The 25375-nt window shown below is 67.8% G+C and carries 26 protein-coding genes, 1 tRNA gene and 1 other RNA gene; 10 read left to right on the forward strand and 18 right to left on the reverse strand.

Annotation, left to right across the window (positions count from 1 at the left end; genetic code table 11):
* Position 1: 1 nt before the first annotated feature.
* Entirely contained in the window at positions 2-301 is a 300-nt protein-coding gene (locus EV192_RS00430; protein ID WP_132110009.1) for a WhiB family transcriptional regulator, read from the reverse strand.
* A gap of 206 nt (positions 302-507) precedes the next feature.
* Between EV192_RS00430 and EV192_RS00435 the strand changes: the two genes are divergently transcribed.
* Positions 508-2937 carry a penicillin-binding protein gene (locus EV192_RS00435; protein ID WP_207925844.1) on the forward strand — a complete coding sequence of 810 codons (2430 nt, stop codon included), beginning with the start codon at positions 508-510 and terminating at the stop codon, positions 2935-2937.
* Between the two features lie 38 nt (positions 2938-2975).
* Here the strand turns inward: EV192_RS00435 and EV192_RS00440 are convergent, their stop codons facing one another.
* Complete coding sequence (locus EV192_RS00440; RefSeq protein ID WP_132110011.1) at positions 2976-3443, reverse strand: GatB/YqeY domain-containing protein; 468 nt, start codon at positions 3441-3443, stop codon at positions 2976-2978.
* Between the two features lie 69 nt (positions 3444-3512).
* Here EV192_RS00440 and EV192_RS00445 point away from each other — a divergent pair, with 69 nt between their 5' ends.
* The 5 genes from EV192_RS00445 to EV192_RS00465 all read left to right on the forward strand — a co-directional run bounded on the left by EV192_RS00445 (position 3513) and on the right by EV192_RS00465 (position 5805).
* Positions 3513-4457 (forward strand): metallophosphoesterase, encoded by a 945-nt coding sequence (locus tag EV192_RS00445; protein ID WP_132112755.1) that lies wholly within the window; start codon positions 3513-3515, stop codon positions 4455-4457.
* A gap of 17 nt (positions 4458-4474) precedes the next feature.
* Positions 4475-4548 (forward strand) — tRNA-Pro (locus tag EV192_RS00450).
* A gap of 335 nt (positions 4549-4883) precedes the next feature.
* Entirely contained in the window at positions 4884-5210 is a 327-nt protein-coding gene (locus EV192_RS00455; protein ID WP_132110013.1) for a hypothetical protein, read from the forward strand.
* A 38-nt stretch (positions 5211-5248) separates the two neighbouring features.
* Positions 5249-5476, forward strand: coding sequence for a hypothetical protein (locus EV192_RS00460; protein ID WP_132110015.1), 228 nt, complete (start codon positions 5249-5251; stop codon positions 5474-5476).
* 92 nt (positions 5477-5568) lie between these two features.
* Complete coding sequence (locus EV192_RS00465) at positions 5569-5805, forward strand: hypothetical protein (RefSeq protein ID WP_132110017.1); 237 nt, start codon at positions 5569-5571, stop codon at positions 5803-5805.
* 26 nt (positions 5806-5831) lie between these two features.
* On the opposite strand, the gene EV192_RS00470 is transcribed toward EV192_RS00465, so the two are convergent.
* A complete protein-coding gene (locus EV192_RS00470; RefSeq protein ID WP_132110019.1) occupies positions 5832-6308 on the reverse strand; it encodes a DUF3291 domain-containing protein in 477 nt (158 codons plus the stop codon).
* Between the two features lie 40 nt (positions 6309-6348).
* Here EV192_RS00470 and EV192_RS00475 point away from each other — a divergent pair, with 40 nt between their 5' ends.
* Complete coding sequence (locus EV192_RS00475; RefSeq protein WP_132110021.1) at positions 6349-8184, forward strand: S9 family peptidase; 1836 nt, start codon at positions 6349-6351, stop codon at positions 8182-8184.
* 35 nt (positions 8185-8219) lie between these two features.
* On the opposite strand, the gene EV192_RS00480 is transcribed toward EV192_RS00475, so the two are convergent.
* The gene (locus EV192_RS00480) at positions 8220-8771 is read right to left on the reverse strand and encodes an NADPH-dependent FMN reductase (protein ID WP_132110023.1); all 552 of its coding nucleotides are present in this window, start codon (positions 8769-8771) and stop codon (positions 8220-8222) included.
* A 75-nt stretch (positions 8772-8846) separates the two neighbouring features.
* Between EV192_RS00480 and EV192_RS00485 the strand changes: the two genes are divergently transcribed.
* A complete protein-coding gene (locus tag EV192_RS00485) occupies positions 8847-9929 on the forward strand; it encodes an alpha/beta hydrolase (protein WP_132110025.1) in 1083 nt (360 codons plus the stop codon).
* 47 nt (positions 9930-9976) lie between these two features.
* On the opposite strand, the gene EV192_RS00490 is transcribed toward EV192_RS00485, so the two are convergent.
* From EV192_RS00490 to EV192_RS00540, 11 genes are all read right to left on the reverse strand, one after another.
* Positions 9977-10585: a hypothetical protein gene (locus EV192_RS00490; protein ID WP_132110027.1), complete on the reverse strand. Its 609-nt coding sequence runs from the start codon at positions 10583-10585 to the stop codon at positions 9977-9979.
* 424 nt (positions 10586-11009) lie between these two features.
* Positions 11010-12458 carry a catalase gene (locus tag EV192_RS00495; protein WP_243726547.1) on the reverse strand — a complete coding sequence of 483 codons (1449 nt, stop codon included), beginning with the start codon at positions 12456-12458 and terminating at the stop codon, positions 11010-11012.
* Complete coding sequence (locus EV192_RS00500) at positions 12455-12904, reverse strand: Fur family transcriptional regulator (protein WP_243726548.1); 450 nt, start codon at positions 12902-12904, stop codon at positions 12455-12457. The genes EV192_RS00495 and EV192_RS00500 overlap by 4 nt, the downstream gene beginning before the upstream one ends.
* 265 nt (positions 12905-13169) lie before the next feature.
* A complete protein-coding gene (locus tag EV192_RS00505) occupies positions 13170-14213 on the reverse strand; it encodes an ABC transporter ATP-binding protein (RefSeq protein ID WP_132110031.1) in 1044 nt (347 codons plus the stop codon).
* 4 nt (positions 14214-14217) lie between these two features.
* Entirely contained in the window at positions 14218-15297 is a 1080-nt protein-coding gene (locus tag EV192_RS00510; RefSeq protein ID WP_243726549.1) for an ABC transporter ATP-binding protein, read from the reverse strand.
* A complete protein-coding gene (locus EV192_RS00515) occupies positions 15294-16310 on the reverse strand; it encodes an ABC transporter permease (protein WP_132110033.1) in 1017 nt (338 codons plus the stop codon). Before EV192_RS00515 ends, EV192_RS00510 begins: the two co-directional genes overlap by 4 nt.
* Positions 16311-16405: 95 nt before the next feature.
* Positions 16406-18196 carry an ABC transporter substrate-binding protein gene (locus tag EV192_RS00520; RefSeq protein WP_132110035.1) on the reverse strand — a complete coding sequence of 597 codons (1791 nt, stop codon included), beginning with the start codon at positions 18194-18196 and terminating at the stop codon, positions 16406-16408.
* 60 nt (positions 18197-18256) lie between these two features.
* Positions 18257-19258 carry an ABC transporter permease gene (locus EV192_RS00525; RefSeq protein ID WP_132110037.1) on the reverse strand — a complete coding sequence of 334 codons (1002 nt, stop codon included), beginning with the start codon at positions 19256-19258 and terminating at the stop codon, positions 18257-18259.
* Between the two features lie 256 nt (positions 19259-19514).
* Entirely contained in the window at positions 19515-20054 is a 540-nt protein-coding gene (locus tag EV192_RS00530) for a uridine kinase family protein (RefSeq protein ID WP_243726691.1), read from the reverse strand.
* The gene (gene recR / locus EV192_RS00535) at positions 20054-20650 is read right to left on the reverse strand and encodes a recombination mediator RecR (RefSeq protein WP_132110039.1); all 597 of its coding nucleotides are present in this window, start codon (positions 20648-20650) and stop codon (positions 20054-20056) included. The genes EV192_RS00530 and recR overlap by 1 nt, the downstream gene beginning before the upstream one ends.
* Before the next feature lies 1 nt (position 20651).
* Entirely contained in the window at positions 20652-20975 is a 324-nt protein-coding gene (locus EV192_RS00540; protein WP_132112762.1) for a YbaB/EbfC family nucleoid-associated protein, read from the reverse strand.
* Between the two features lie 66 nt (positions 20976-21041).
* On the opposite strand from EV192_RS00540, the gene EV192_RS00550 reads away from it, so the two are divergent.
* Positions 21042-21902, forward strand: coding sequence for an N-acetylmuramoyl-L-alanine amidase (locus tag EV192_RS00550; protein ID WP_243726550.1), 861 nt, complete (start codon positions 21042-21044; stop codon positions 21900-21902).
* Here EV192_RS00550 and EV192_RS00555 read toward each other — a convergent pair.
* Positions 21899-22450: a helix-turn-helix domain-containing protein gene (locus EV192_RS00555; protein WP_132110041.1), complete on the reverse strand. Its 552-nt coding sequence runs from the start codon at positions 22448-22450 to the stop codon at positions 21899-21901. The genes EV192_RS00550 and EV192_RS00555 overlap by 4 nt on opposite strands.
* A gap of 38 nt (positions 22451-22488) precedes the next feature.
* Between EV192_RS00555 and EV192_RS00560 the strand changes: the two genes are divergently transcribed.
* The gene (locus tag EV192_RS00560; RefSeq protein WP_207925845.1) at positions 22489-23007 is read left to right on the forward strand and encodes an arsinothricin resistance N-acetyltransferase ArsN1 family B; all 519 of its coding nucleotides are present in this window, start codon (positions 22489-22491) and stop codon (positions 23005-23007) included.
* On the opposite strand, the gene EV192_RS00565 is transcribed toward EV192_RS00560, so the two are convergent.
* Complete coding sequence (locus EV192_RS00565; RefSeq protein WP_132110045.1) at positions 23004-24953, reverse strand: DNA polymerase III subunit gamma and tau; 1950 nt, start codon at positions 24951-24953, stop codon at positions 23004-23006. The genes EV192_RS00560 and EV192_RS00565 overlap by 4 nt on opposite strands.
* A gap of 316 nt (positions 24954-25269) precedes the next feature.
* An RNA gene (gene ffs / locus EV192_RS00570) (signal recognition particle sRNA small type) lies at positions 25270-25364 on the reverse strand.
* Between the last annotated feature and the right edge of the window lie 11 nt (positions 25365-25375).

A 25375-nucleotide genomic window follows, 5' to 3' on the forward strand; every position in this document is an offset into this window, starting at 1 on the left:
ACTACCCGACCTGGGCGTCCTCCGGGTGATGGCGTCTGCGTGCCTTGTCGAGCAGTTCACGCCATGAGGTGACGTCCGGGCGCCGGCGCAGCAACGCGCGCCGCTCCCGTTCGGTCATGCCACCCCACACGCCGAACTCGATCCGGTTGTCGAGCGCCTCGGCCAGGCACTCCGTGCGGACCGGACACGCGACGCAGATCAGCTTCGCCTTGCGTTGCTCGGCCCCCCGTACGAAGAGCTCGTCCGGATCGTCGCTGCGACATGCCGCGTTGACGCGCCAGTCCTGCGGTTTCGGATTCATCTCCCCCAGCTCCTACCGTCGTTTCCACTCGTCCGATGCCCCCCGGCACCAGCTGCCTGTCGTGCAAGATTGACGACGTTCGACCGCCCCCGGTTCCACCTGATCTCCCCTTGACCCTTGATCAAGTTGCACAGAGGGCGCTCGCTGTCAACTCGGTTCCGCAGCGTAGCCATAGGCCCGAAAGGGTTAATCGGTACCCTGGCGTCGTGCGTTTTACCAACGGTTTGTTCAAGCTGCTCAGCCTGTGCCTGCTGGCCGGCGTTCTGCTGGCCGGCATGCTGTTCCCGGTGGTCGGGGCCTTGGGGGTGGCCTCCAACCGGGCCAGCGACACGATCGACAGCGCGCAGGCCGAGATGGTCGAGGTGCCACCGGCGCTGATCACGTCGATCACCGACAACCAGGGCAAGCAGATCGCGACGCTGTACGACCAGTACCGGATCCCGGTCGCCGCCGACCAGATCTCGCCGATCATGAAAGCGGCGCTGATCTCGATCGAGGACCGCCGGTTCTACGAGCACCACGGCGTGGACTGGAAGGGCACGTTCCGGGCCGCGCTGTCCACCAGCGGCGGCAACCAGCAGGGTGGCTCGACGCTGACCCAGCAGTACGTCAAGAACTACCTGATCAACGTGGTCTACCGGGGGAACAAGGCCGAGCAGAAGAAGGCGCAGGAGCCGACCATCGCCCGCAAGCTGCGTGAGGCCAGGATCGCCCTGCAGCTCGAGCAGAAGATGACCAAGGAGGAGATCCTCACCGGCTACCTGAACGTGGTCGAGTTCTCCAACGAGATCTACGGCATCGGCGGGGCGGCCGCCTCGTACTTCGGCACCACCCCGGACAAGCTGACCCTGCCGCAGGCCGCGTTGCTGGCTGGCATGGTGAACAACCCGAGCCTGTTCAACCCGTGGTCCAACGGCCCGAGCGCGCAGAAGCGGCGCGACCTGGTGCTCGACACGATGGTGCAGACCGGCAAGCTGTCCCCGGCGGACGCGGACAACGCCAAGAAGCAGCCGCTCGGCGTGCTCCCGCAGGTCTCCAAGCCGGCCAAGAACTGCAACGGCGCCGGCCCGGAGGCCGGGTTCTTCTGCCAGTACGTGGAGAACTACCTGGAGAAGCTGGGCTTCACCGAGGACCAGCTGATCACCGGCGGCTACACCATCAAGACCAGCCTCGACCTCAACGCCACCCACCTGGCCAAGCAGGCGGCCGAGGACGGCGTGGCCAAGACCCTGCCGGGGATCGCCAACGCGATGGCGATCGTGCGGCCGGGCAAGGACCGGCACGAGGTCGTCGCCCTGGTGTCCAACCGGGACTACGGGCCGAACGCGGCGGCCGGGCAGACCCAGTACCCGCAGCCGTACGGCATCGAGAACAAGTTCGGCGCCGGATCGACGTACAAGATCTTCACCGCGGCCGCCGCCCTGGAGAAGGGCATGGGCATCAACAACACCATCCAGACGCCCACCGAGTACACCTCGCACCTGTTCAAAGGCGGCAATCCCGAGCGGTGCCCGAAGACGGAAGACCCGAAGGACGGCAACACCCGCTGGTACTGCCTGAAGAACGCGGGCGACAAGTACGCCCCGACGATGTCCTTGCAGAGCGGGCTCGCGACGTCGCCGAACACCGGTTTCGTGGCTCTGGAGGAAACCCTCGGCAGCACCGACCCCGCCGTGGACATGGCGATCCGCCTGGGGATGCGCGAGACGATGGCCTCCACCCCCGCGGGAAACCAGCCCAAGCCCGGTGAGGACAACCAGGCCAAGTACTACAAGAGCAAGCCGGGCGACCCCGGTCGGGCGGCGTTCACCCTGGGCCCGGACGCGACCAGCCCACTGGAGCTCGCGAACGTCGCCGCGACGCTGATGAGCGGCGGCCGGTGGTGCCCGCCGACGCCGATCGTGTCGATCACCGACCGCAACGGCCAGCCGGTCGACATCAAGGCCAAGGAGAAGCCGTGCGAGCAGGCGGTTGACGAAGCCCTGGCCAACACCATGGTGGTCGGCATGAGCAAGGACGACCAGCCGGGCGGCACATCGTACGGCGCCGCCAGCGACGCCAAGTGGAACCGGCCGATGCTGGGCAAGACCGGCACGACCCAGGAGTACAAGTCCGCCGCGTTCGTCGGCGCGACCCCGCAGTACGCCGCGTCGGTGATGACCTTCAACGACGGCCCACGACCACGACCCATCCGGGACGGCGACCCGCCGTACTTCTCCGACACCGGCAACATCTACGGCGGAAAGATCCCGGCACGTACCTGGTTCCGCACGATGATCCCGTTGCTGCAAGGCGAACCTGTCCTGCCGTTGCCTGAGCCGGACCCGCGGTACCTGGACGGCGGCGCAGTGCAGGCCGTGCCGAACGTGGTCGGCATGAGCGTCCAGGACGCGACGAACAAGCTGCAGGGCGCCGGCTACCGAGTGGCCACCGTGAACCGCGACGACGCGGCCAGAAAGGGCACTGTGGTCTCGCAGAACCCACGCGGCAGCAGGATTCCGGGCGAGACGATCACGTTGTACGTGTCCACCGGGGTGGCGCCGCAGGTGCCGAACTCGGCGCCGCCGCCCTCAGGTGGTGGTGAGCCCGGCGGCGGGGACAACCCGAACGGCGGAGGTGGCGGCGGCGGAGGCTGACCCGGCAGGGCCCTCGGGTGACCGAGGGCCCTGTTTCGTCACTGCAGTCGCGCCCGGACCACGGCGGCGACCCGACCGCCTTCGGCGCGGCCGGCGACCTTCGCGTTGGCGGCCTTCATGAGCAGGCCCATCTGCTTCTGGGTGGGCGCCGCGCCGGCTTGTTCGGTCACCTCAGCGACGGCCTCGTCGACGAGTGCGGCCAGTTCCTCGTCGGTCAACTGCTTCGGCAGGTACTCCGCGATCACGGCGGCCTCGGCGCGTTCCCCGGCGGCCTGGTCGGTCCGGCCGGCGGTGTCGAACGCCTCGGCGGCCTCGCGGCGCTTCTTCGCCTCGCGGGTGAGGACGCGCTGGACTTCGTCGTCGGTGAGTTCACGGGCCGCCTCACCGGCGACCTCCTCGTTGGTGACCGCGGTCAGGACCATCCGCAGGGTCGCCAGCCTGGTCGTGTCCTTGGCCTTCATCGCGGCGACCATGTCCGACTTCAGGTTTTCCTTCAGCTGCGCCATGGCCGAAACGTTACCGGGGCGGCGGGTGCCGCCACCCGGGTGCGCCGCCGTACTCTCGGAAGGGTGAGTATGTTGGGCCGGATCGCGTTGGCGACGACAGCACTGGGCACAGCCACGATCGCCTACGCGGTGGGCATCGAGAGAAGGCGCTGGACACTGCGCCAAGCCACCCTGCCCGTCCTGCCCGAAGGCGCCCGCCCGTTGCGGATCCTGCACATCTCGGACATCCACATGATGCCGGGCCAACGCTCGAAGCAGCGCTGGATCGAAGCACTGGACGCTCTGGAACCCGACCTGGTCGTCAACACCGGCGACAACCTCGCGCACAAGCAGGCCGTGCCAGCGGTGGTCCGCGCCATCGGCCCCCTGCTGAACCGCCCCGGCGTCTTCATCTTCGGCAGCAACGACTACTACGCCCCGAAACCGAAGAACCCGCTGCGCTACCTCATGCCGAAAGGCAAGAAGAAGCGCGTCCACGGCATCCCCCTGCCGTGGCGTGACCTGCGCGCCGCCATGGTCGAACGCGGCTGGCACGACCTCACCCACGTCCGCAGGCTGGTCACCGTCGACGGCCGCAACATCGCGGTGGCCGGCGTCGACGACCCGCACCTGCGCCGCGACCGCTACGAACAGATCGCCGGCCGCCCCGACCCCACCGCCACCCTCCGCCTCGGCATCACCCACTCACCCGAACCCCGCGTCCTGGACTCCTTCGCCGCCGACGGCTACGACCTCGTCCTCGCCGGCCACACCCACGGCGGCCAACTCCGGATCCCCGGCTACGGCGCCCTGGTCACGAACTGCGAACTGGACCGCTCCCGCGCCCGCGGCGCGTCCCGCTGGGGCTCCCACATGTGGCTGCACGTCTCCGCAGGCCTCGGCACCTCCCCCTACGCCCCGGTCCGCTTCGCCTGCCCACCAGAGGCCTCCCTGCTGACCCTGGTCCCCCGCCCCACCGGCGGCACCGAGACCCAACCCAATACCCGCTTCAACGCACGTGCGGACGTCCGCTAGAGTTACTCAGGCAAGACCGGGGTGTGGCGCAGCTTGGTAGCGCGCTTCGTTCGGGACGAAGAGGTCGTGGGTTCGAATCCCGCCACCCCGACAAAGGTGAGAAGCCCTCTCCTCCACTCAGGAGGAGAGGGCTTCTCCCGTCTTGGGAGAAATCTGGGAGAAGATCTTGAACTTCTCCCCAGTTTCTACGCCCGCCGGCGTCCCACTCGGCTGTGAATCACACTGTCCAATGTGACGCGGGTCACAAGTGAACCTTGTTTGTGGTCACGATCTGTGATCGGCAGGGTGCGAGTGTCCGGTGTGGACGAACAATGCGTGGGGTCACCACATCGTGGCCGGTCAACGGAGGTGATTGGGACGCGGCCGCCGGGCTGGGTGACGTAGTGACGCGCTCGCACCGTCACACTCACAGAAAGGGATCATGCCGTGAGCATCATCAAGAATCGAATTGCGACGTTGCTGGCACTGCCCGTGCTGGTCGCAGGCGGCCTGCTCGTCGGCGGCGCGTCGGCACAGGCTGACCCGAGCCAGGGATACGAGTGCGACGTGGTCGCGAATGCCCTGGACGTTGTCACCGGCACCATTTGCACAACGGTAGGCAGCGTTCCGACCACCGGTTTGATCTTCGGAGAATTCTTCATCGACGACGGTGTCACTCAATACGATTGCGTCGGACTGCTCGGCCCGAATTTCCCGACCGGCGAGGCGCTCCTGCCCGCGGAAGTCATCGGCGAGGGCTGCACCGCAGTCTAAAAAGGCGATCCGCTGCCTTCGTCGGTCGGAGGCAGCGGATGCGACTGTCAGGCAAGATCCATCCACTCTCGCTTGACCGGGTCGCCTGCGGCGGCGGTGACCATGGTGCCAGCCACGTCCCAGCCGAGACCGACCATGTCCTGCGGCACCATCAGGACATCGGCCAGAAGGTGCTCACCCAGACCCTACGCAACCTCGAACGGGACTGTGTGCTGACCGTGCGATCGAACTACGACATTCGTGTCGCTGTTAATACGAATGGGTGACTGTTCAGCGTTCAACTGACTTTCTGTAACGGGGTGGATGATCGACGCGAGGACTTCAGTGAGCGTCCCAACGCCGTGCAGGAGGAACCGCCATGAGTAGCCTCTCCGCTCTTCGCCCCGTCTTCCGGCCCAGTGTCGCCCGCGTCGGCGTTGTCGGCAGTTTTGCCGTTTTCCTTGTTATTCTTGGGTTTCTGGTTCCATTTTGGATACTCCTCGGGATCAGCTCGGTGTTCGTCATCGTCGTCGGCGCGGTCCGCTCGGTCCGCCGTGCGGCGCGGACCGTCGACCAGATCCTGGCCGAGGAGCTCAGCGGCCGTTCCACCGAATGACGCAACGGGTCAGCTACCCTGAGTCACTAGCATTCGATCAGGTCTCGGGTGGTTGCGTCCCCGGTCGGGTTGAAGGTGTGCCGAAGCGTGAACGCGTACGGCGTCGGGCCGTGGCCCCGCAGGTACGTCAGGCGCTCCTCGGCTTCCGCCACGGTCGGCCGGTGGCCGGCGCGGACCCACCACAACGCCGTCATCGCCTCGACCGGCTTCTCGAACCACTCCCTGCGGCGGCGCATGATCGACCGGTGCGCCGTGTCGTACACGTAGGAGTTCAACGTCTCCACCGAGGTCCACACGGACATGTTCACGATCAGCCAGGAGTCGTCGAAGATCTGGACCGCGGTGGCGTTGCCGTCCTCGGTCTGCATCCGCCAGACGAACCCTTCGGCGGTGTCGGCCACCGCGTTCACCCGGTCAAGGGCACCCACGAAGTCGGCCAGTAACGGGCTGTCGATCGGCGCCAACAGCCTGCTGATGTTCACTTGTGCGAGCTCGTACCCCATGACTGCCAACCTACCGGGGAAATGAGGCAGGATCGTCCCTGTGACCAAGCATCCCGCAGCAGAGGAGCCCGACCACCTGTTCGCCGACACCGACGCGGACACGCGTTGGCGGGCGCGGTTCCGGGCCGCACGAGTGAACTTGCCGGAGTGGGCCAGGGACGCGCCCGACCGGAACGTGTACCTGTCCAACGCCAGCGGGGTGTGGGAGACGTACGCGTGGGACCGGGCGACCGGCACCCACCGGCAGGTCACCGACCGCCCGAACGGCACGTACAACTCGACGATCAGCCCGGACGGCGAACACGTCTGGTGGTTCGACGACACCGACGGCGACGAGTTCGGCAGCTGGGTCACCGAGCCGTTCGCCGGCAGACCGGCGGCGGAGGGGCCGAAGCCCGCCATCGTCGGCGTCCCCGCCGGGTATCCGGCCGGCGAGGTGATCGGGCGGACCGTCACCGCGATCGGGATATCCAACGACGACGGCACCACGATCGCGGTGTCCACCGACAAGAGCGAAGCCAAGGTCATCTACGCGCACAAGAACGACGCGGGCGTGGCGGCCCAGTCGCGCGACGAACGGCACCTGGTGATCGCACACTCCGAGCACGGCGACAACCGGCACACCGCGTTGCGTGTCCTGGACGTCAACGGGAACACGGTCGCGGACAAGTGGGACGGCAAGGGCAAAGGCCTTGACGCCATCGCGTTCAGCCCGGTCGACGGCGACACCCGACTGCTTGTCCTGCATGAGCGGCACGGCCGGGAGGAGTTGCTGATCTGGGACGTCACCGCGGACACGGAGAGCGAGATCAGCCTGGACCTGCCCGGCCAACTGTCCGCGAGCTGGTACCCGGACGGGCGGTCCATCCTCGTCATGAACACCCATCAGGCCCGGAATACCTTGCACCGCTACGAGATCGAGACCGACAGCCTGTCTGTTTTGGACACTCCCGCTGGGACGGTCGGGTCGGCGGGCGTACGGCCGGACGGCACGGTCGAGTACTCGTGGTCGAACGCGGCCGAGCCGCCGATGGTCCGCGCCCTGTTCACCGACGGCACGGACGACGTTCTGCTGACACCGCCAGGAGAACGCGCGCCCGGCAGTGTCACGGTGACGGACTCGTTCGTCGCGGGCCCCGGCGGGCAGGTGCACTCGCTGGTCGCGAAACCCGAAGGGGCACAAGGTCCGTTGCCGACGGTCTTCGCCCTGCACGGCGGTCCGCACTCGGCCGACGAGGACAGGTTCTCGGCGTACCGCGCGGTCTGGGTCGACGCCGGATTCGCCGTGATCCACGTGAACTACCGCGGCTCGAGCGGATACGGCTCGGCCTGGCGCGACGGCAACGAAGGCCGCCCTGGTCTGACCGAGCTGGAGGACGTCGCCGCGGTGCACGACTGGGCGGTCGCCAGCGGCCTGGCGGATCCGGAGCGGTGTGTGGTCGCCGGGGCGTCCTGGGGTGGTTACCTCAGCCTGCTCGCGATCGGCACCCAGCCCGAGCGGTGGGCCGCTGGGGTCGGCGGTGTGCCCGTCGCCGACTACCTCGCGGCGTACGAGGACGAGATGGAACCGTTGCGGGCGTTCGACCGATCGCTGTTCGGCGGCTCACCGGAGGACCTGCCCGACTTGTACCGCGAATGCTCGCCGATGACCTATGTGGACAGTGTGCGGGCGCCGGTGCTGATCTGGGCCGGGGAGAACGACCCGCGCTGCCCGATCCGGCAGATCGACAACTACCTGGACCGGCTCGCCGAACGCGGCGCTCGGTACGAGGAATACCGCTACGACGCCGGCCACGGCTCGCTTGTCGTCGCGGAGACGATCAAGCAGGTCGGCATCGAGGTGCACTTCGTCCAGCGGATGCTCGGCATGGCGTAGAAAACCCGCTCCTCGTGGCGGCCGCCACGAGGAGCCTATTTCTGGGCGAACTGGGCGACCTGCCGGCCGATGGTGCGCAGGTTCCCGGCCACGGTCGCGTTCGACGCCGTGCCATCGTCGTCGAACCGCACTTCGGCGGTGTTCACCGCGGCACCGAGCGGGGTCGGCCAGCCCCGCAGCGAGTGCACGATCGAACGCAACGACGTCAACGTGGTGACGGACGCCTGCCAGCCCAACGCCACGGCCACGCAGCCAACCGCGCGCCCGTCCAGGTACGGGCGGTCGTCTTCGCGGAGGTCCTCGATGTAATCGAGGGCGTTCTTCATCAGGCCCGAGATGGTGCCGTGGTAGCCGGGCGAGACGAGCACCACGCCGTCAGCCGTGCGCAACCGCTCGACCAGACGGCGCGCGGCCGGGGAGCGTTCCGGGACCGCGGGGTCGTAAAACGGCAGCACCAAGTCGTCCCCGGTGATCACGGTCGTCTCGGCACCCAGGTCGCCGGCACCCTCGAGCGCGATCCGCAACGCCCGTTCGGACTGGGAGCTGACGCGCAGGGAACCGCCGATGCCCACCACACTGATCGCCATTCCCTCGATCCTAGAACGTGAACCACGGTTCAGGTCCAGCTCCACAACGAAACCTACTCGAAGTAAGATAACCTGATGCCGACCCTGCTGGATCGTGTTCCCCACAGTGTCAGAGCCAGTGGTCTTCGTGCGATGTACGGGCTTCCGTACCGCGTACGTCGGCTGATCGCAGGCCCGCCGCTCCGGCTGGACGGGCTGGAACTCGCCCTGGACGCCCAACTACTGCTCCGGGCCAACGAACTCGCCAACCTCCCGCCGCTGTCCGCCGGCGCGCCGCAGCAGGCGCGGGCGTACCTCAAGGAGAACAGCAAACTGGTGCTGGGACCCCGGATCGAGCCGGTCGACACCAGGGACATCAGGATCCCGGTCGACGGCGATGAGATCGGCGCCCGCCTCTACGTGCCGACTGGACTGCCCACCGGGTCGCCGTTGCTGGTCTACTTCCACGGCGGCGGGTTCGTCGTCGGCGACATCGAAAGCCACGACAACACGTGCCGGTTCCTGGCCCGGCACGGTCGGGTCCGGGTGCTGTCGGTGGACTATCGGCTCGCCCCCGAGCACCCGTTCCCCGTCCCGGTCGACGACGCGCTGGCCGCGTTCCGCTTCGCCCACGCCAACAGCCGTGAGCTGGGCGCGAACCCGAACGGGATCGCGGTCGGCGGCGACAGCGCGGGTGGCAACCTCGCCACGGTCGTCTGCCAGGTCACGGCCACCGAGGGCGGCCCGAAGCCGGTCTTCCAGCTGCTGTTCTACCCGGCGACGGACGCGACCAGGTCGACCCGGTCCAAGGAGCTGTTCGGCAAGGGCCTGTTCCTGACCCAGGACGACATCGACTGGTTCATGGGTCACTACGCCACCCGAGAGGAGGACAAGCGTGACCCGCGGTACTCGCCGCTGCTGGCCGAGGACCTGGCCGGCCAACCGCCCGCGTACCTGGCGACCGCGGGTTTCGACCCGCTGCGGGACGAAGGCGAGACGTACGCGGACCGGTTGCGGGCCGCCGGTGTGCCGGTCGTGCTGTCCCGGCAGGCCGACCTGATCCACGGTTACGTGAATTTCCTCGGTATTGGGAATCGTTTTCGCGAGGCACTGTTCGAGGCCGCCGGCGCATTACGGGCGGCGCTCGAAATTACCGTGCGGGAATCGGTCGCGAAATAGCCGAACGTCCGGCGCGGAAACGCGCCGGACATTCACGTCCGGCGTGACTACGGCGCCGGCGGCAGCGGCGGAACCGGCAGCGGCGCCGGCGGCAGCGGCGGAACGGGTAGCGGCGCCGGCGGCACGGGCAGCGGTGGTGCCGGCAGCGGTGGTGCCGGCAGCGGCGGAACGGGCGGCAGCGGCGGAGCCGGGACGGGCAGCCCGCCGAGCAGGGCCTGGACCAGGTTCAGCAGCGTGCTCAGCAGTGACGTCAACAGCGCGGTCACACCGGAGAGCAGGTCAAGGCCGGGCAGGCCCTTGGCGGTACCGTCCGGCATCTTCGCCAACTCCGCCATGAGCTGCGCGTTCTTGTCGTTGGCGTCGGCCGAACCGGCCCGCACTTCGCTGCGAGTGGCCCAGTCGTCGGTCCGGATGACCAGGGCTTTGAGCACTCCGTCGAGCTCGCGCGTGGTGGCCTTCACGCCGGCCACGTCACCGGCTTCACTGGTGGATTTCAGCTCGTCATGGAGGCGCTGGACAGTCCTGGCGGCCACGTCGGCGCTGGCCGTCGACGTCCATCCGGCGCTGTGCCAGTCGTCCGCCTGAGCGCCGCCGGCCAGCGCGATCATGCTGCCGACGACCAGGGCGGCGATCTTTTTGACGAATCCTGTTCTCATTACCGACTCCTCCCCCCGCTCAAATGATGACTTAGCCAACAATGAGCGGATCCCGCTAGTACCGGAACATAGTCACCACCGGCAGGCAGGCGCGCCAGAGTTCTTCACCAATGTCGAACTGGGCAGTTCGCGCGGAGTGATCGGATTACCGGCATTAACCAACTACTTTGGCCACGGCGTGGGGAGGTTTGCCGGAACGACGCTAACTGTCCGATGCCCGACACGCGCACCAACCCACGCCCGCAGCCACGACAGGGGGACGGGTAACCCGGCAGAGTGAAATTGACCGACCCGGTCGCACCACTCACTACAGACAGCACGGCCTCACGTAACCAGCCCTGTCCGAGCGGAGCGAGGACCAAAAATATTGAGGCCCGGCGAGTGGCGGCTCGCCGGGCCCGTTACCGGGTGACGCTATGGGGTGTTACTTCTTCAGCGCGGACGCGACCCGGTCGCCCAGGGTCTTGTCCACGTTCCGCCAGTACTCGAACACCCGCTCGAGCACCGGCTGGGACACGTTGTTGCTGGCGTGGCCGACGATGTTGTTGACCAGGCGGTCGCGTTGGGCGTCGTCCAGGACCTCACGGACCAGCGTGCCCGGCTGGCCGAAGTCGTCGTCGTCGGAGTGCAGTTGGTAGGCCGAACGCACGACCTCGTCCTGCAGGCCGTAGGTCGACGCGGTCTCGGCGGCGAGCTCGGGGTTGGCGTGCGGGCCGCCGTACGAGTTCGGCGCGTACACCGGGTCGCCCGGGTTCTGGTAACGCATCGCGCCGTCCTTGGAGTAGCTGTTGACGGGCGACTTCGCGGCGTTCACGGGCAGTTGGGCGTAGTTCGCGCCGATCCGGTAGCGGTGGGCGTCCGGGTAGGCGAACAGCCGGCCGAGCAGCATCTTGTCCGGCGAGGGGCCGATGCCCGGCACCAGGTTGGTCGGCTCGAACGCGGCCTGCTCGATGTCGGTGTGGTAGTTCGCCGGGTTGCGGTCCAGCACGTACCGGCCGACCTTGATCAGTGGGTAGTCGCCGTGCGGCCATACCTTGGTCAGGTCGAACGGGTTGAAGCGGTAGTCCGCGGCGTCCGTGTACGGCATGACCTGCACGTACAGCGTCCAGCTCGGGTGGTTGCCCTTGTCGATCGCGGTCCACAGGTCGCGGATGTAGAAGTCCGCGTCCTCGCCGGCGATCCGGTCCGCGTCCGCCTGGGTGAGGAAGTCGATGCCCTGGTCGGTCTTGAAGTGGTACTTGACCCAGAACCGCTCGCCGCCCGCGTTCTCCCACAGGTAGGTGTGCGAGCCGTAGCCGTTCATCTCCCGCCAGTTGGACGGGATGCCGCGGTCGCCCATCAGCCAGGTGACCTGGTGGGCCGACTCGGGCCGCAACGTCCAGAAGTCCCACTGGATGTTGTGGTCACGCAGGTGGTTGTCGGCGCGACGCTTCTGCGACCGGATGAAGTCCGGGAACTTGATCGGGTCCCTGATGAAGAACACCGGGGTGTTGTTGCCGACGATGTCGTAGTTGCCCTGGCTGGTGTACAGCTTCACGGCGAACCCGCGCGGGTCGCGCCAGGTGTCCGGCGAGCCGTTCTCACCGGCGACCGAGGAGAACCGGATGACGGTCTCGGTGCGGGTGCCCGGCTGGAACACCGCGGCCTTGGTGAACTGGCTGACGTCCTCGGTGACCTCCAGGAAACCGAACGCGCCACCACCCTTGGCGTGCACCACGCGCTCGGGTACACGTTCGCGGTTGAAGTGGGCGTTCTTCTCGATCAGGTAGTGATCCTGCAACAGGATCGGACCGTTCGGTCCCAGGGTCAGCGAGTCGTTGTCGCTCGCGACCGGGATACCCACGTTGTTCGTGGTGTAGCGCGCCTCGGTCACGCCTTTCCCTTCGTCTCGTGGTGGATGCAGTCGGGACACAGTCCCCAGAAGACCACCTCCGCCTCGTCCACCACGTAGCCGGCCGACTCGGCGGGCGTCAGGCATGGCGCCACGCCTACCGTGCAATCGACGTCCTCCGTACGGCCGCACGCGCGGCAGACAAGATGATGATGGTTGTCCCCGGTCCGGGTCTCGAACCGCGCCGGATGGCCGGCCGGCTCGATGCGTCGGACCAGGCTCGCGGTCGAGCAGACGCTCAGCACGTCGTACACGGCCTGGGTGGAAACCGAACCCAGCAGGTCCCGCACGCCGCTGGCCACCTGCTCGGCCGTGGTGTGCGGATGATCATTCAACCAGGTGAGCACCGCGAGCCGCGGCGCGGTCACCCGCAGCCCAGCCAGCTTCAGCCGCTCTCGCAGTTGAGCCCGGTCCGGGAAGGTCGTCACGAGGCTGAACACTGCCACGTTTTCTGGAATGAGTCAAGAAAGCGATCAGATCTGGTTAGGTAACGCTTGGACACCTGCCATCGTCGACGACCGGTGCGGTGCTCGACATCTCCCAAGGTGCCCGCCAGGGGGCCAAGGCCGATCTTGACGCCCGCGGCGACCATGGGTTCGCGCGAGGACGCGAGCGAGTAACGCCACCAGTCGACAGATGGGGGTGACACCGGCGCACACGCGAAAGGGTGCTGCCGGTGTCCCGCACCTCGACCTAGACGACCGAGACGGTCTCCGCGGCGTCCGGCGTGTTCTCCGGGAAGTGACAGGCCGCCTGACGGCCGGGGGCCAGCTCGATCAGCGGCGGTTCCTTGGTCTTGCAGACGTCCTGCGCCTTCCAGCACCGGGTGTGGAACCGGCAGCCGGACGGCGGGTTGATCGGGCTCGGCACGTCGCCCTTCAGCCGGATCCGCTCGCGCTTGGTCTTGCGCTCCGGGTCCGGCACCGGCACCGCCGACAGCAAGGCGATGGTGTACGGGTGCATCGGGCGTTCGTACACACTGGTCCGGTCGCCGAGCTCGACGATCTTCCCGAGGTACATCACCGCCACCCGGTCCGACACGTGCCGCACCACCGACAGGTCGTGCGCGATCATCACGTACGTCAGGTCCAGCTCGTTCTGCAGGTCCTCCAGCAGATTCACCACCTGCGCCTGGATCGAGACGTCCAAAGCGGACACCGGCTCGTCGGCGATGATCAGCTTGGGCTTCAACGCGAGCGTGCGCGCGATGCCGATGCGCTGCCGCTGGCCGCCGGAGAACTCGTGCGGGTAACGGTTGTAGTGCTCCGGGTTCAGGCCAACGAGTTCGAGCAGGTCCTGCACGGCCTTCTTCACGCCGTTCGGTGTGTCGACCTTCTGCAGCTTGAAGGGAGCGCCGACGATCGCACCGACCGTGTGCCGCGGGTTCAGCGACGAGTACGGGTCCTGGAAGATCATCTGGACGTCCCGCCGCAACGGGCGCATCGACGACTGGGACATGTGCGTGATGTCCCGGCCCTCGAAGACCACCTTGCCGGCGGTCGGCTCGAGCAGCCGGGTCAGCAGCCGGCCGGTGGTGGTCTTGCCACAGCCGGACTCGCCCACCAGGGACAGTGTCTCGCCCTTGTGCACCGCGAAGTCCAGGCCGTCCACCGCCTGCACGTTGCCCTTGGTGCGCTGCAGCAGGCCCTTGCGGATCGGGAAGTACTTCTGCAGGCCGCTGGCCTCGAGCAGCACGTCCGTCTTGCGGCGACGTTCAGAGGCAGTCTGTTCGGTCATCAGCTCACAACTTCGGCTTGATCTCGGTGTCCCACAGGTGCTGGCGCTGCTCCGTGGACAGGTGGCAGGCGATGTGGTGCCCCGGGCTGATCTCCCGGAACTCCGGCCGCTCGGTCGTGCTCAGGTCCCCGTTCAGGCCGGCGTACTCGCACCGCGGGTTGAACGGGCAGCCGGCCGGCACGTTGATCAGGCTGGGCGGGGTGCCCTTGATCGGCTGCAGCCGCTCGGTCCGTTCCCGGTCCAGCCGGGGCATCGAGCCGAGCAGGCCCCACGTGTACGGGTGCTGCGGCCGGGAGAAGATCTCGTGCGCGCTGCCGTACTCGACCGAGCGGCCCGCGTACATCACCAGGATGTCGTCCGCCAGCTCGGCGACCACACCGAGGTCGTGGGTGATGATGATGACCGCGGAGTTGAAGTCCTTCTGCAGGTCCACGATCAGGTCGAGGATCTGCGCCTGCACGGTCACGTCCAACGCGGTGGTCGGCTCGTCCGCGATCAGCAGCTCCGGGTCGCACGACAGGGCCATCGCGATCATCGCGCGCTGCCGCATGCCGCCGGAGAACTGGTGCGGGAAGTCGTCCACCCGGGTGTTCGGCTGGGGGATGCCGACCCGGTCGAGCATCTCGATCGCGTGCTTGCGGGCGACCTGCTTGGACACCTTGTGGTGCACCTGGTACGCCTCGATGATCTGCTTGCCGACCGTGTAGAACGGGTGCATCGCGGTCAGCGGGTCCTGGAAGATCATCGCCATCCGCTTGCCGCGCAACAGCCGCACCTCTTCCGGCGTGGCCGCCACCAAGTCCTCGCCGTCGAGCAGGATCTGGCCGCTGATCTTCGCGCTGCCCTTCGCGTGCAAGCCCATGATGGACAGACTTGTCACGCTCTTGCCCGAGCCGGACTCGCCGACGATGCCGAGCGTCTTGCCGCGGTCCAACGCGAACGTGAGCCCGTCCACCGACTTGACCACACCGTCGTCGGTCGGGAAGTGCACACGCAGGTCGCGAACCTGGAGGAACGGCTCGTCCGGGTTGTGCGGCGGCACGGCGACGCTGCCCGCCATGAAGTCTTCGGAGTTATCGGTCACGAGTAACGCACCCTCGGGTCGACGACGGCGTACAGCAGATCCACGACGAGGTTCGCGATCACGATGAACAACGAGCCCATCAGGACCACACCAAGAACGCGGGGCAAGTCGTTCTCCTTGATCGCGGTGACGGCGTATTCGCCGATGCCGTGCAGCGAGTACGTGGACTCGGTCAGCACCGCACCGCCGAGCAGCAGCCCCAGGTCAAGACCGAAGATCGTCAACACCGGGGTGAGCACGGACCGCAGGCCGTGCCTGACAACCACGGTCCGTTCCGGCAGGCCCTTGGCCCGCGCGGTCCGGATGAAGTCCTCGTTCATCGTCTCCAGCATGGTGGCCCTGGTCAGCCGGGCATAGCCGGCCGCGTTCAGGAACGCCAGCGTGATCCACGGCAGCAGCAGGCTCATGAACCAGGCCGCCGGATCTTCGGAGAGCGGTTTGTACGCGCTGCCGTTGAACTCCGCGATCCCGAAGCCGTCCCGGAAGATCGCCAGCGACAGCAGGCCGGTGAAGAAGATCGGCAGCGACACGCCGGCGAGCGCGGTGCCCATCGACAGCCGGTCGAAGATCGTTCCCTTGCGCAGCGCGGAGACCACGCCGGTGCCCACACCGAAGGCCAGCCAGATCACCGAGGCGCCCAGCGCCAGTGAGATCGTCACCGGCAGCCGGTCGAGCAGGTCCGGCAACACCGGTGTCTGCTTGAGGAACGAGTACCCGAAGCACGGGGCGTCACAGTGGACGATCGCCGCACCGGTGTCGTAGTCCGCACCAGCGAAGATCCCCTTCACGAACCGCCAGTACTGCTCGTACAACGGGTCCGTGAAACCGAGCTTGATCGCCAGCTGGTGGATCTGTTCCGCACTGGCCGACTTGCCCACGTACCGCGAGGCGATGTCGTCCGCGGTCGCGCCGGCGAACTTCGGCAGCAGGAAGAAGATCATGAATGTGGCGACGGTGATCACGAACAGCGTGAGCACCGCGCCGAGAAGGCGTCGAATGATGTAAGCGAGCACCGCGGTCGGCGTGGCCGACGGGGCCGGCTCGCTGATCGAGCGGACCGGCCCCGTCGGCCTATGCCTTCACCTGCCTTATCGCTGGATAGTGACTACTACGACGACACACCCAGCGCGAGGTAGTCGTACTGCTGGAAACCGTTGCTGATGAAGACGTTCGACAGCGTCTTCGGCCGGTACAGCAGGCCCTTGGCCCAGATACCGGGGAGCACCCACGCGCCTTCCATCGTCTTCTTGTCGATGTCGCCCCAGATCTTGTTCCGGGCCGACTCGTCCGTGGTGGACACGGCCTTGTCGATCATCTCGTCGATGGCCTTGTCCTTCACGCTGAAGTTGGTGTTGCCACCGGTGTCGCGGATGGTGCGGCTGTCGGTGATCTGCGACAGGAAGCCGAAGCCGTCCGGCCAGTCAGCGCCCCAGCCGTACACGATCAGGCCGAGGTTGTTGTTCTTGGCGAAGTCCGGCTTGCCCGCGTACAGCTTGGTGTAGTCGCTCTCCGGGTACGGCTTGATGGTCAGCTTGATGCCGACCTTCGCCAGCGACTGCTGCAGCGACTCGGCCGTGGCCTTCTCCTTCGGCCGCTCGGCGCGGTAGGAGATGTTGGTCTCGAAGCCGTCCGGCTTGCCACACTGCTGGAGCTCGGCCTTGGCCTTGGCCACGTCGCCCTTGCTGCCGTCGCTCGGGTACAGGTCGAACTTCTCGTAGCCCGGGACGACCGGCGGCATCAGGCCGGACGCGATCTCACCACCGGTCTGGCCACCGTACGCACGCTGGTAGCCCTCACGGTCGGCGGCCCAGTTGACGGCCTTGCGGCAGTGGACGTCGTTCAGCGGCGCCACATCCGGGTTGACCGAGGTGAACCAGGCACGGGCCAGGATCGTCGAGTCGGCCATGGCCTTCAGGTCCGGCGTGGTCAGGACCTTGCTCTGCGCGGCGGCGCGGACGCCGTTGCCCTCGATGTCCAGGTCGATGGAACCGGAGAGCAGCTGGTTGTCCAGGTCGTCCGCGTTGACGTTCAGCTGGACCTCGTACTTGTCCGGCAGTGCCTTGCGGTTCGGGTCCGTCGACTGGTCCCACTGGTCGTTGCGGACCAGCACCATCTTCTTGCCCAGCTCGTAGCTGTCGAACTTGTACGGGCCGGTGGACATGACGTGCTTCTTGTACTCCGAGCCGGTGTCCTTCTTCTGCGGCACTGGCACGGTCTGCGGCAGCATCGCGAAGTAGTCGAAGCTGGAGAACGCCTGGTTCAGGTGGAAGACGATGGTCTGGTCGTCCGGCGTCTCGATGGCCTTCAGCCCGAGCTTGTCCGGCGTGGTGTCCTTGAAGGCGCCGGTGTAGCCCTGCAGGTCCAGGTAGTCCTTGAAGTAGGTCGGGCCGTTCGGCAGGATCGCCTTGTCGATCGACCGCTCGACCGCGTACTTGACGTCCTTCGAGGTGACCGCCGTGCCGTCCTCGTACTTGACGCCCTTGCGGATCTTGTACGTCCACGTCTTCAGGTCCGCGCTCGGCGTGCCCTTGCTCTCGGCGAGGTCCGGCACGAGCTGGGCGCCCTTGGCACCCGGGGCGGACTGGAACATCATCAGCGAACGGCCGTAGAGCCGCAGGAAGTTCCAGGAGTAGGCGTAGTAGGTGTCACCAGGGTCGACCGAGTCGCCCCAGTCACCGGCCTTCGCCATTCGCATCGTGCCGCCCTTTTTGTCGGACGGATTGAAGACCTTGTCGACACCGGCGTTGAACTCGGGTTTCGAGCTCCCGCCGCTGGCGTTGCCGCTACTGCTGCTGTTGTTGTTGCTGTTGCCGCTCGTCCCGCTGCTGCCGCAGGCCGCAAGCACCAACGAGGCGGCCGCCGCGGTGGCAACCATCGCGAGCGTGCGTTTACTTGTCATCTACAGTTGCACCCCTTTGTTGCTGAACAGCCACCGCGGTGGGCGGCTTCTTCCGTCGGGCTAGCGGGCCCTCGGGTCCAAGGCGTCACGGAGTCCGTCTCCGAACAGGTTGAACACCAGCACGGTGAGGAAGATCGCCAAGCCCGGGAAGATCATGAACCACGGGTCGGCCTGGAAGATGCGGGTGGCGTCGGACAGCATCCCGCCCCAGGTCGGGGTGGGTGGTTGGATGCCGACACCGAGGAACGACAGGGCCGCTTCGAACAGGATGTTCGTGGGAATCAGCAGCGTCGAGTAGACCAGGATCGGCGCGACCAGGTTGGGCAGCAGTTCCTTGAACAGCACGTGCGGCGATCGCGCGCCCAGGCTGCGGGCCGCGTCCACGAACTCCCGCTCGCGCAACGACAACGTCTGGGCCCGGACGATCCGGCCGATGTACGGCCAGTTGAAGAAGCCGATGATGAAGACCAGCACCAGGATGCGCGGCCAGTCGCCGGTCAGGCCGAACGCCTTGTCCGGGATGACACCGGCCAGCGCGATGGCGAACAGCAGCAACGGGAACGCCAGGAAGATGTCCATCAGCCTGCTGATCAGGGTGTCCACCCAGCCACGGAAGTAGCCGGCGATGACACCCATGACCGCGCCGATGATCACCGACAGCATGGTCGCGCAGAAGCCGATCAGCAACGAGATCCACGAGCCGGCGAAGATCCGGGTGAGCAGGTCACGGCCGTTGACCGGTTCGACGCCCAGTGGGTGGGCCCAGCTGACCCCGCCGAGCGACCCGATCGGGGTCTGGATGTCCGGGTCGACCAGGTCCTGGTGGAAGTCGTTGGGGTGAATGACGCCGAACACCCGGTCCAGCAGCAGGGCGGCGAGCGCGGCGATCACCATGATCACGATCAGCACGCCGCTGACCATGGCGACCCGGTCGCGTTTCAGCCGCATCCACGCGATCTGGCCGAGCGACCGGCCTTGGATGGCTTTCTTGCTGAGGCCTTGGGTCACGGCCTCGGGCTGTGCCTCGGCGGATCCGCCGGAGACTTCGAGCGGCGCGGTCATGCGCGCCGAGTGCGGGTCGTGGCATCAACTGCACTCGACATTGCCTGCAGCGTTCGCCGCGACGCGGATCGCGGGTATGCCATCACGCACTCCCTTGGAAGAACCGCTCGGACGCACACCGGTTTCTTGGCCGGATCACATCCGAGTCTCAGACTGTGGTCGCCGAATCTAGTCGCTCCAGTCTGCGGGCAAGACCACGGGAGGTCACAATCGGGCCACATGGTTTCCCAAAAGCCACGGATCTACATGCTGATGATTACCCAGTGTTAATTTTTTGGCTCGCGCGCGCCGCCGTATCGTCGACCGCGAACCAGCCGGCCTCGAATTCCTGCCACCGGCGGAAGTAGGGCCGGGACGGCTCGCCGTCCCGGCGCACCGAGCGTTCCAGACGCTGTGGCGCGTCAGCGAAATCCACCCAAAACAGGCACGACAGCCGATCTTGGACAGCCCGTCGGCCGGCCGACACGCCTTCGAGGACGAGGACGCTCGGGACGTCGACGGTGATCCACGCGCCGAGCCGAGGCACGCCACCCGGCCACTCTGTGCGTTGGTAGCGGCCCGGTCGTCCCTCGGCCAACGGCCGCAGCACGCCGCTGTCCAGCCTTGGCCACCACGCGACCGGGTCGTCCCAGGTCGCGAAGTCGTCGGTGGAGATCAGCACGGAATCCGGGACCACCGCGGCGATCCGGGCGGCCAGGGTGGACTTGCCGGCGCCGGACGGGCCGTCCACCGCGACCAGACGGACGCCGCCGAGCCGGGGCGGCGCCGCCAGTGTCGCGGTGCGAATCTCGTCGATCACACGGTCCGACGGCCGGACAGCGCCCGGGTGAGCGTGAGCTCGTCGGCGAACTCCAGGTCGCCGCCCATCGGCAGGCCGGACGCCAGCCGGGTGACGGTCAGCCCGGGGAAGTCCTTCAGCAGCCGGATCAGGTACGTGGCCGTGGCCTCGCCCTCCGTGTTCGGATCGGTCGCCAGGATGACCTCGGTCACATCCTGCGAGCCGATCCGGCCCAGCAGCTCGCGGATCCGCAACTGGTCCGGACCGATGCCGGACAACGGGTCGAGCGCGCCGCCGAGCACGTGGTAGCGGCCCTTGAACTCACGGGTCCGCTCGATCGCGAGCACGTCCTTCGGCTCCTCGACCACGCACACGCTCGCCGGGTCCCGCCGCGCGTCCCGGCAGATCCGACAGGTCTGCTGCTCGGACACGTTCCCGCAGATGTCGCAGAAGACCACGCCCTCCTTGACCTTCTGCAGGGCGTCCTGCAGCCGGGCGATGTCCGCGGGCTCGGCCGCGAGCAGGTGGAACGCGATCCGCTGGGCACTCTTCGGCCCGACCCCGGGCAGCCGGCCGAGCTCGTCGATCAGGTCCTGGACTGGTCCCTCGTACACCTTAGAACCCAGGCAGGCCGAGGGCGCCGCCGAGACCGCCGGCCAGGCCGCCCATCTTCTCCTCGGCCAGCTTCTGCGCGTTGCGGTTGGCGTCCCGCACCGCGGCGACGACCAGGTCGGCGAGGGTGTCCACGTCGTCGGGGTCGACCACTTTCGGGTCGATCGTCAACGCGGTCAACTCGCCCGCGCCGGACACGGTCGCGGTGACCAGGCCACCGCCGGCCGAGCCGGTCACCTCGGTGTCCTCAAGCTCCTCCTGCGCCGACGCGAGCTTCTCCTGCATGGCCTGCGCCTGCGCCAGGATGTCCTGAATATTGGGGGGCATTCCTCCGGGTTGCACCGCGGGCTCCTTCACGTCGGTGATGCTGCTGTCAAGACTAGTCTCGTCGACGTGACGACCTTGCCGCGCGCCACCATCGCCGTCGCCGCCGTGTTCGCGTGCCTCGCCGCCTGCGGAAACCCGGAGGCGAGCCCGGCGCCGCCGCCCTCGTCGACGACGGCCACCTCGACCACGACCACGTCGTCGGCTCCCCCGGCGCCGGCTTCGAGCCCGCCCGCTTCGACGTCGTCCTCACCGTCCTCGTCGTCCGCGCCCGCGGTGCCCGGCGGGAAGGTCGTCGTGCTCGACCCCGGGCACAACGGCGGCAACGGCTCGCACACAGCGGAGATCAACAAGCAGGTGCCCGCCGGTCGAGGCCAGATGAAGCCGTGCAACACGACCGGGACGGCGACCAACGCGGGCTACGAGGAACACGCGTTCACTTGGGACGTGGCCAACCGCGTCAAGGACGAACTGGCGGCCAAGGGCATCAAGGTCGTGATGACGCGCCCCAACGACACGGGTGTCGGGCCGTGTGTGGACCAGCGGGCCGCCGTCGGCAACCAGGCCAAAGCGGACGCCGTGGTGTCCATTCACGCCGACGGGTCCGATTCGGCCGGGGCGCACGGGTTTCACGTCGCCTACTCGAACCCGCCGCTGAACGCCGCCCAGGGCGCGCCGTCCTCGAAACTCACCCACGACCTGCGGGACGGTTTGAAAGCGGCGGGTTTCGCGACCTCCACGTACATCGGCACCGACGGCCTGTCGCCGCGCGCGGACCTCGGCGGGCTGAACCTGTCCGAACGCCCGTCGGCCCTGATCGAGTGCGGGAACATGCGCAACGCCGGGGACGCGGGCACGATGTCCAGTTCGGACGGACGGCAGAAGTACGCGGACGCGATCGCCAAAGCGATCATGGCGTACCTGAGCTAACCGTTCCGTTTGGTCAGCGCGACGAGGTAGCGGCATGGCTCGTCGGTGGGATTGACGAACCTGGTCGGCGTCGGCGGCCCGAGCTGCAGGCAGTCGCCAGTGTCGAGTTCGTGCACGGTTTCGCCCTCGTGGAACCGAAGACGGCCGTCGAGCATCCAGATCTGCTGGTGTTTGAAGGCGTAGGCGTCCGCCGGATACGAAATGTCCGTTCCCGGCGGCAGTTCCACCTCCACCAGTTCGAGTGGTCCGCCAGTGGACAAGGCCCGGCGGTGGTAGCCGGTCTCCGGGTCCGTCCACACGGGCTGGTCCGCTCGCCGGGTGAGCCGGTTTCCCTCGGCCCGCGCCACGAGTTCGCTCAGCGTCATGCCGAGCGCGCCGGACAGGCGGCCGAGCAGGACCGCGGTCGGCTGCGCCGCACCGCGTTCGATCTTGCCGATCATCGCCCGGGACACGCCGGAGCGTTCCGCGAGGGCGTTGACCGACAGGTCCCGGTCTCGTCTCGCGGTGCGCAAGGTCACCGCGAGTGATTCGGCGAGGTCGTCCACGATTGGACACTATAACGTCAGTTATGGCTACTATCGTCACCATGAAGGTCCGAGACGCGTCGGTGGACGACGCCGCCGCGTGTGCGGCGATCTACGCGCCATACGTCACCGACACCGCCATCACGTTCGAACTGGACCCGCCGTCACCAGCGGAAATGGCCGCGCGCATCAACTCCGTCGCGACAACGCACGCGTGGCTTGTCCTGGAGGACGCCGGTGACGTCGTCGGGTACGCCTACGGTGGCCCCTTCAAGGCGCGCGCCGCGTACCGGTGGTCGTGCGAGGTCAGCGTGTACCTGCAACAGGGTCGGCGCCGTGCGGGCGGCGGCCGCACGCTCTACACAGCATTGTTCGAGCGCTTGGCGGAACGTGGCTTCCGGACTGCCGTCGCCGGCATGACCCTGCCCAACGATGCCAGTGTCGGCCTGCACAAGGCCATGGGTTTCGAGCCGGTCGGCACGTACCGGCGGATCGGCTGGAAGCACAACAGGTGGCACGACGTCGCCTGGGCCCAACGCCCGCTGGTCACCGGCGACGATCCCCCCACTGAGCCCCGCTAGATCCGCTTCGCACCCAGTTCCTGGGTGAGCAGGTCGATCGCGATCTCCTCCGGGTCCTTGGCCGCGACCCGTTCGCCGTCGCCGGGCTCCTGGGACGCTTCGGCGAGCATCTCCTCCTCGGCCTCCGCCTCGGTCTGCGGCGGGAGAGGGTCGTCGGGCTCGGGCGGCTCCGGCGGCGGCGGAATCTCGTCGTGGTCCACCGCCGGCCTCGGGGCCTCGCGCCGGGGTGGTTCCACCGCGGCCGAAGGGGTCGGCGCCGGCCGGCTCGGCCTGGTCGGCTGCGGCCGGGGAGCGGGCGGCGCCTGCGCGGGCGCCGCGGCTGGTCCGGCGTGCACACACTTGACCCGCCACTTGCCGCCGATCACGTTGGTCAACGCCTCGGCGACCAGGTCCATGTTCCTGGCCTCGGCCAGCCGGCGGGCCAGCGGCGCGGCGGCGTGCCCGATCACGACTGTGTCGCCGTCGATCTCCTGCACAGTCGCGTTGGTGAGCATGGCTTCCGTGCTGCGGCCACCCGGCTGGCGGCGTACTTCGGCGAGCAGGTCCGGCCAGATCCGCCGGACCGCGGCCGCGTCCATCGCACCCGGCTCCGCCGGTGGCGGTGGCGCGACGGGTTCCGGCTCGGGCGCCGGCGGCGTCTCGTCGACCACGGCGGGCTCGGGCTTCGGCTCCGGTCGCGGCTCAGGAGTCGGTCGCGGCTCGGGGGTCGGCGTCGGTGTGGGGGCCCGGCGGGGTGCCGGGGCGGCGGGCGCCGGCTCGTGCGCGGCCACCGTGGCCGGTCCGCGTTTCTCAAGGCTCTCAAGGCGTTGCAGCACAGCGGAGTCGATGGCGGCGTCGGTCGGCACCGCGGCGGGCAACAGCATCCGCGCGCACAGCAGCTCAAGGACCAGCCGCGGCGACGTGGCCCCGCGCATCTCGACCAGTCCAGTGTGGACGATCTCGGCGAACCGGGACAGCGTGGCCGGACCGAGGTTCTCGGCCTGGCCGGTCATCCGGGTCAGCTCGTCGGCCGGCACGTTCACCAGGCCGCGCGCGCCCGAATCCGGCACCGCCCGCAGCAACACCAAGTCCCGCAAGCGATCCAGCAAGTCCGACGCGAACCGCCGCGGGTCGTGCCCGGCATCCACCAGCCGCTCGACCGTGCCATAGACAGCGGCCGCGTCACCGGCCGCGAGCCCGTCCACCATGTCGTTGATCAGCGCGACATCCGTGACCCCCAACAACGCCACCGCGCGGTCGTAGGTCACCCCGTTCGGCCCGGCCCCGGACAGCAGCTGGTCCATCACCGACTGGGTGTCGCGCGCCGAACCGCCGCCCGCCCGGATCACCAACGGGAACACCGCGGGCTCGACCGCGACCCCCTCCGCGGCACAGTTGCGTTCCAGCAGCTCACGCATGATCCCCGGCGGGATCAGCCGGAACGGGTAGTGGTGGGTGCGGGAGCGGATGGTCGCCAGGACCTTGTCCGGCTCGGTCGTCGCGAAGATGAAGATGAGGTGCTCGGGCGGCTCCTCCACGATCTTCAGCAGGGCGTTGAAACCCTGCGTGGTGACCATGTGCGCCTCGTCGATGATGAACACCCGGTACCGCGACATGGCGGGCGCGAAGAACGCCCGGTCTCGCAGCTCACGCGTGTCGTCCACGCCACCATGGCTGGCCGCGTCCAACTCGACGACATCGACACTGCCCGGCCCCTCCGGAGCCAGCGAAATACACGACTCACACTCGCCGCACGGCTCCGGAGTAGGCCCCTGCGCGCAGTTGAGCGACCGAGCCATGATCCGAGCACTGGACGTCTTCCCACACCCCCGCGGCCCAGAAAAAAGGTACGCGTGGTTGACCCGCCCAGCGGACAAAGCGGTGCGAAGCGGTTCGGTGACGTGCTCCTGCCCGACCACCTCAGCAAAGGTCGCCGGCCGGTACTTGCGATAAAGCGCGAGCGCCACACATCAACCCTACTGTGACCCACCGACACTCCAGGACCGGCCCGCGCCCAACCGAAAAACAACCCGCCAAACCCAGGGCAGCCCCCGCCACTCCCAGGGGGGCGACCCCGACACCAGCGTATCGAGAGGGCAAGATCAACTGGGGGTGTAGGCAGGGTCAGACCGGGCGAACGGTCCGTTCGTGCGGACTTCAGCCGATCGGGCTGGTGAGCGAGGCGGCGAAGCCGCACGTGGGGGGTTTGGGGGGCTCGGCCCCCCAAAATAATCCTGGCCGACCCAGCGAGGCTGCGAAGGAACCGAGCAGGGTCGGCCAGAGGCCAGGGGACCCCGCGCACCTGCCAGAGCCCGCTTATCCTTGCTGCCTTCCGGCCCTGGGGAGGTTCACGAGATGCACACCGCGCGAGGTCCGTGTTCAGTGTACC

The organism is Actinocrispum wychmicini (assembly GCF_004345645.1).
GTDB lineage: Bacteria > Actinomycetota > Actinomycetes > Mycobacteriales > Pseudonocardiaceae > Kibdelosporangium > Kibdelosporangium wychmicini.

What these genes read in the sequence shown, in the direction of transcription:
- EV192_RS00540 (WP_132112762.1), bottom strand. Translation starts at nt 20,975, where the DNA reads ATGCCCCCCAATATTCAGGACATCCTGGCGCAGGCGCAGGCCATGCAG.
- EV192_RS00470 (WP_132110019.1), bottom strand. Translation starts at nt 6,308, where the DNA reads ATGGGGTACGAGCTCGCACAAGTGAACATCAGCAGGCTGTTGGCGCCG.
- EV192_RS00480 (WP_132110023.1), bottom strand. Translation starts at nt 8,771, where the DNA reads ATGGCGATCAGTGTGGTGGGCATCGGCGGTTCCCTGCGCGTCAGCTCC.
- EV192_RS00440 (WP_132110011.1), bottom strand. Translation starts at nt 3,443, where the DNA reads ATGGCGCAGCTGAAGGAAAACCTGAAGTCGGACATGGTCGCCGCGATG.
- EV192_RS00465 (WP_132110017.1), top strand. Translation starts at nt 5,569, where the DNA reads ATGAGTAGCCTCTCCGCTCTTCGCCCCGTCTTCCGGCCCAGTGTCGCC.
- EV192_RS00460 (WP_132110015.1), top strand. Translation starts at nt 5,249, where the DNA reads ATGCGACTGTCAGGCAAGATCCATCCACTCTCGCTTGACCGGGTCGCC.
- EV192_RS00560 (WP_207925845.1), top strand. Translation starts at nt 22,489, where the DNA reads ATGAAGGTCCGAGACGCGTCGGTGGACGACGCCGCCGCGTGTGCGGCG.
- EV192_RS00430 (WP_132110009.1), bottom strand. Translation starts at nt 301, where the DNA reads ATGAATCCGAAACCGCAGGACTGGCGCGTCAACGCGGCATGTCGCAGC.
- EV192_RS00445 (WP_132112755.1), top strand. Translation starts at nt 3,513, where the DNA reads ATGTTGGGCCGGATCGCGTTGGCGACGACAGCACTGGGCACAGCCACG.
- EV192_RS00490 (WP_132110027.1), bottom strand. Translation starts at nt 10,585, where the DNA reads ATGAGAACAGGATTCGTCAAAAAGATCGCCGCCCTGGTCGTCGGCAGC.
- EV192_RS00485 (WP_132110025.1), top strand. Translation starts at nt 8,847, where the DNA reads ATGCCGACCCTGCTGGATCGTGTTCCCCACAGTGTCAGAGCCAGTGGT.
- EV192_RS00525 (WP_132110037.1), bottom strand. Translation starts at nt 19,258, where the DNA reads ATGACCGCGCCGCTCGAAGTCTCCGGCGGATCCGCCGAGGCACAGCCC.
- EV192_RS00505 (WP_132110031.1), bottom strand. Translation starts at nt 14,213, where the DNA reads ATGACCGAACAGACTGCCTCTGAACGTCGCCGCAAGACGGACGTGCTG.
- EV192_RS00520 (WP_132110035.1), bottom strand. Translation starts at nt 18,196, where the DNA reads ATGACAAGTAAACGCACGCTCGCGATGGTTGCCACCGCGGCGGCCGCC.